Source organism: Glycomyces xiaoerkulensis (assembly GCF_002798405.1).
GTDB classification, from domain to species: domain Bacteria; phylum Actinomycetota; class Actinomycetes; order Mycobacteriales; family Micromonosporaceae; genus Glycomyces; species Glycomyces xiaoerkulensis.
Window position 1 is genome coordinate 1,444 of sequence record NZ_PGGV01000036.1, and the last position, 4,835, is coordinate 6,278.

4 protein-coding genes are annotated in these 4,835 nt (G+C 65.8%); all 4 read right to left on the reverse strand.

The genetic code is table 11. The features are described from left to right. The coding region (locus CUT39_RS20885; protein WP_100448557.1) for a glycoside hydrolase family 43 protein at window positions 1-1,126 on the reverse strand (1,126 nt) is incomplete at its 3' end. A 492-nt stretch (window positions 1,127-1,618) separates the two neighbouring features. Continuing rightward, window positions 1,619-2,500 carry a carbohydrate ABC transporter permease gene (locus CUT39_RS16495; RefSeq protein WP_100444068.1) on the reverse strand — a complete coding sequence of 294 codons (882 nt, stop codon included), beginning with the start codon at window positions 2,498-2,500 and terminating at the stop codon, window positions 1,619-1,621. 5 nt (window positions 2,501-2,505) lie between these two features. Then, entirely contained in the window at window positions 2,506-3,435 is a 930-nt protein-coding gene (locus CUT39_RS16500; RefSeq protein WP_408611076.1) for a carbohydrate ABC transporter permease, read from the reverse strand. 116 nt (window positions 3,436-3,551) lie between these two features. Beyond that, on the reverse strand, window positions 3,552-4,835 hold a 1,284-nt coding region (locus CUT39_RS16505), incomplete at its 5' end, for an ABC transporter substrate-binding protein (RefSeq protein ID WP_198586829.1).

The window sequence follows — 4,835 nt, forward strand, 5'->3', positions numbered from 1 at the left end:
AGGTCCATTGACGGACTTCGGCGCCGTCCTCGGTCCCCCACTCGTAGTCATCGAGGCAGAGGCCGGAGTAGCGGTTTTGGATCTCCACGACCGAACCACCGCCACCACCCCAGCGGTCGAGCACGGCCGACTCCTCGGAAGCGGTGAGGCTCATGATGGATCCGTGCCGCTTGTGCGTGCCGCCGAGGTCGTAGTTCCCGGTCGTCTGGAGGTTCTGGGTGTCGCCCAGGTTGTTCGAGACGAGCGGCATGTAGCCGCCGCCGGTGGCGTACTGGTCTACCCAGAGCGCCCACTCGTTGCGGTCGTTGAACTTCGACCACATCGGGCCTTCGACGTCGCCGCCGTCCAGCCCCAGATGCGACAGGTCGCCCAGTCGCGTCCACGAGCCCAGGATCGAGTTCGACGCCTCGATGGTGATCTGGTCGTCGCGGGAGGCACGGTAGTAGCGCCAGCCACCGGTGCTGTCGGGGACCTCGATGATCTGCGTGTCGATGATCCCCTCGTTACCGGGCCGGTCGATGTACAACTGCGGGGTCGACGCGCTCCGGAAGTCGCTGGTGTGCGCGTACCACATGCGGTGCTTCTTGAGTCCGTCGACGGTCGAGAGGGTCGCCCAGTAAACGACGAAGTCGCCGCTGTCGGGGTCGTAGACGGCCTCGGGGGCCCAGGCGTTCCCGGCGTCGGGGATGGAGCCGGCCACGTCGAGCAGCCAGGGGTCCGACCAGTTGACCAGGTCGGTCGACTCCCACACCACCAGCGAGGTGCTGCCGTTGTTGGAGGCGTCCTCCCAGGAGGTTCCCGAGGCGATGCGCAGGTCGGTCGCGATGATCCAGTACCGGTCGCCCTGCGGCGAGCGGATCAGCACCGGGTCGCGGACCCCTTGGGTGCCGACCGTCGAGCGCAGGACGATGTTGCCGTTGTTGAGGTCGTTCCAGTGCAGCCCGTCGTCGCTGTGCGACAGGTAGACCTGCTCGCCGTTCGAGCTCTCGCCGGTGAAGTGGGCCATCAGGTACCCGGTATAGGACTCCTGAGCGGTCGCTTCCTTCGCCGTGGCGACGAGGAACGAAGCGACCAGGAGGCATGCGGCGGCCACTAGGGCGCCGGAGCGGGATAGGACGCTGGTCATGTACTGCTCCTTTCGTGGGTCGAATCGATGGGACGTGTATAAGTGATCGCTAACATCATGGGGTCGGCGAGCGAGTGCGAAGATGAAAAGTTATCGCTAACAAGGACGCTGCGGGCGACGGTCGGCCGCCCGCGGTTCGAGGTGGAACTCCTGTAGCGGATCCGGACCCCGCCTGTCGGACGTATTGACAGGCTTGAATCACCATAAGCACGCTCGAGACGAAAAGTCAATCCCTTCGACAAACCGTTGTAGGATCTCCGCGCCGACGCATCGCCGACGGGACCGAAGTGCGCCGGACTGCGGCGGACGGGGCGGAACAGCAGGCGAGCCGAGCGAAAGGATCCAAGATGCATATCGGCTGACACCACCGCAGCCGTGATCAGATCGACCGAGCCGCCCCACCGCTCGCCGCCGGTGCCCGCCCGTCAACGATCCGGGCGGGCACCGGCCCCACTGCTCTCGGGGGGCGATCGAGCGGCGGGTTCGAGGGCTTCAGCCTTTGAGTCCGGTTTGGGCGACGCCTTGGACCAGATACCGCTGCAGGAACAAGAACACGAACACCAGCGGCAGGATCGCGACCGCCGCGGCGGTGAACAACTGCGGCAGATTGATCGACTGCGAGGTCAGAAACGTCGACAACGCCACCTGCACCGTCCACGAGTCAGGCGACCGCCCGATCACCAACGGCCACAGGAACGCATTCCACGAGGTCACGAACGTGATCACCGCCATCGCGGCCATGAACCCCTTCGAGTTCGGCATCACGATCCGCCAGAACGCACCCCAGTAGCCCAACCCGTCCACCCGGGCGGCCTCCTCCAGCTCTCTGGGGAAGCTCAGGAAGTACTGCCGGCACAAAAAGGCCACGAACCCGTTGAACAACGGCGGGATGATCAACCCCCGCAGATCCGAGACCCACCCCAGGCTGGAGACCAGCACGAAACTGGGCACGAACGTGATCGCGCTGGGCACCATCAACGTCGCCAGAATCGCATAGAAGATCTTGTTCGCATGCCGGTGGGAGATCCGGGCCAGCCCGTACCCGGCGGTCGAACACAGAAACAGCGTCCCGACCGTGGTCAGCACCCCCACCACCGCCGAGTTCCACAGACTCCGCCCCATCGGCACCTTCGGATCGTTGAACAACTCGGCCACGTTCGACCACGCCGGCGAGGAGGGAAACCACATCCACCCCGGCGCGGTGATCTCCTCGGTCGTGGCCAGGGCATTGCGCACGATCAGATAGAACGGCACCAGAAACACCGCCGCCAGCAGCGACAGGCCGACCAGGTTGGCCGCCCGGGAGGCGGCCGAGCCGGCCCCGGGCCGGTAGCCCACCGGCCGCCGCCGGCCCTTCACACCAGCCGCCACCATCGCCCTCACCGTCCTTCCGGTTTGCCGAAGCCCAGGACCTTGCCCTGGAACAGCGTCACCAACGCGATCAACAACGCCAGGATCAACGCCCCGGCCGAACCCCGACCCAGATCCTGCACCGTCCCCAACGAGGTATGGAACAAATACACCAACGGCGTCCGCCCATAGGGCACGTTCCCCGAGTTCGGCAGCAGGTTCCAGAACTCATCGAAGGCCTGATAGGCCTGGATCAGCACCAGCATCAGCACCGCCACCGACGTCGCCCGCAGCCCCGGCAGCGTGATATGCCAGAACGTCTGCCGCCCCGGCTTCGCCCCGTCCACATACGCCGCCTCATACAAATGCTCGGGGATCTGCTGCAGCGCGGCGATGAACAGAATCATGTAGAACCCGCACTGGATCCACAACCGCAGCGTCGCGATCACCAGCCAGAACCACGGCGGATCATTCCCGTTCAACCACGCGATCGGCCCGACCCCGAACCAGCCCAGCACCGTGTTCACCAGCCCGTAATGCACCCCGGTGAAGATCGACATCTTCCACACCAGCGAGGCCAGCACATACGAACAGGCGAACGGCAGAAAGAACACCGACCGGAAGAACGCCCGCGCCACCCGAACCCGGTTGACCGCCAACGCCAACCCCAGCGAAGCGGCGAACGTGACCGGCACGATGATCGCCGCGAACAGGGTGAACGTCCACAGACTCCGCAGGAAGTTCGCATCGGTCAACATCGAGGCGAAATTGGCGAACCCCACGAAGTCCTCGGCCGCCGGCGTCACGGTGTTGCGCGCATCGAAAAACGACAAAAACGCCGACCAGGCCACCGGCACATAGGTGAACATCACCAACCCGGCCAGGAACGGCCCCACGAAATACCAGAACGCCGCGCCCCGGCTCCCCAGACGCCGGCCGACCCGGGCACGCCACGACACCCCCGACCGGCCCGCCCCGGCCCCGGTATCAGCACCAGGGCCGGAGCCGGAGCCGGGGCCGGGGCCGGGGGTGCCGGTCTCGGTTTCGGTTTCGGTTTCGGTCACCGCCGGCCCCGCTACCCGAAGATCCCGTCGAGCTCGTCGTTGACCGTCGCCACCGCCGCGGCCAACTCCTCCTCCGGATCGGCCCCCTCGATGACGATGTTGCTCATCATGTCGTTGACCGCCGTGTTCATCGCCGGCGTCCAATCCGGATCCTCGGCCCACCCGAACTCATCGGCGATCGCCACCGCCTCCGCCGCCGGCCCCGAGGTCAACTCATCGGCCTGGGCCCGCAGCGACAACCGCGAGGGGATATGGAACCCGTACGACAGGCACCAATCCAGAATGAACTCCTCATGATCGACCCACAACCACTTGGTGAAGGCCTTGGCCGCCTCCACATTCGGGCCGTTCGCGTTCACAAACGCCGACCAGCCCCCGTTGAACACCGTCGGCGCCCCCCCGGCGAAGCCCGGACACGGGAAGATCCCGATATCATCGCCCAACCCCTCCAACAGCGCCGGCATCGTCCACAGGCCCGTCCACGACATCGCCGTCAACCCCTGCAGCATCGACGACGGATCCCACCACGCGGTCGGCGCCCCCAGCAGCAGCGCCCCCGACTCCGACAACCGACGCACCGACCCCGCCCCCTCGGCCATCCGCGCATCATCGAACCCCGCCTGCCGGTCGGCGCCGATGAACGACAACCCCAGACTGTGGATCATGTGCTGACCCAACCGGTCGGCCCCGCTGGCCTCACCGAAATCGATGCCCTTGACCTCACCGGAATCCAACTCCACGGCCATATCGACCAACTCATCGAACGTCTCCGGCGGCCCGGCGATCCCGGCCGCCTCGAACATGCTCGGCCGATACACGATGTACTGCGGATCATCGATCATCCGAATCCCGTACACCGTCCCATCCAGCGTATTCCGCGCCAGATCCGACTCCGGAATGTCATCGATAACATCCGCGACCAGGTCATCCAACGGCTCCAACTGCCCGGCCTCGACCATCCCCCGATTGAGATGACTCTCAAAACAGTCCGGCGCCTCGTCCTCGGCCAGCAGCCCCGACGACAACGCCGCATCGTAATCACCCGGGATCCACTCCACCCCCACCCGCGCATCCGGATACGCCGCCGCATAATCCAACGCCGCCTGCTGCGTCCCGGCCTCCCCGTACTCGTGATACCACTGCGACAACACCGGACCGTCACCATCGGCCTCCCCACGCCCGGTATTACCACCACACGCCGACAACACACCCGCACCAGCGGACAACCCGCCCAACGCGAACACACCCCGACGACCCAACACCGGCCCCGAAAACGAACCACCGAAACCCTTGCC

What these genes read in the sequence shown, in the direction of transcription:
- CUT39_RS16495 (WP_100444068.1), bottom strand. Translation starts at nt 2,500, where the DNA reads ATGGTGGCGGCTGGTGTGAAGGGCCGGCGGCGGCCGGTGGGCTACCGG.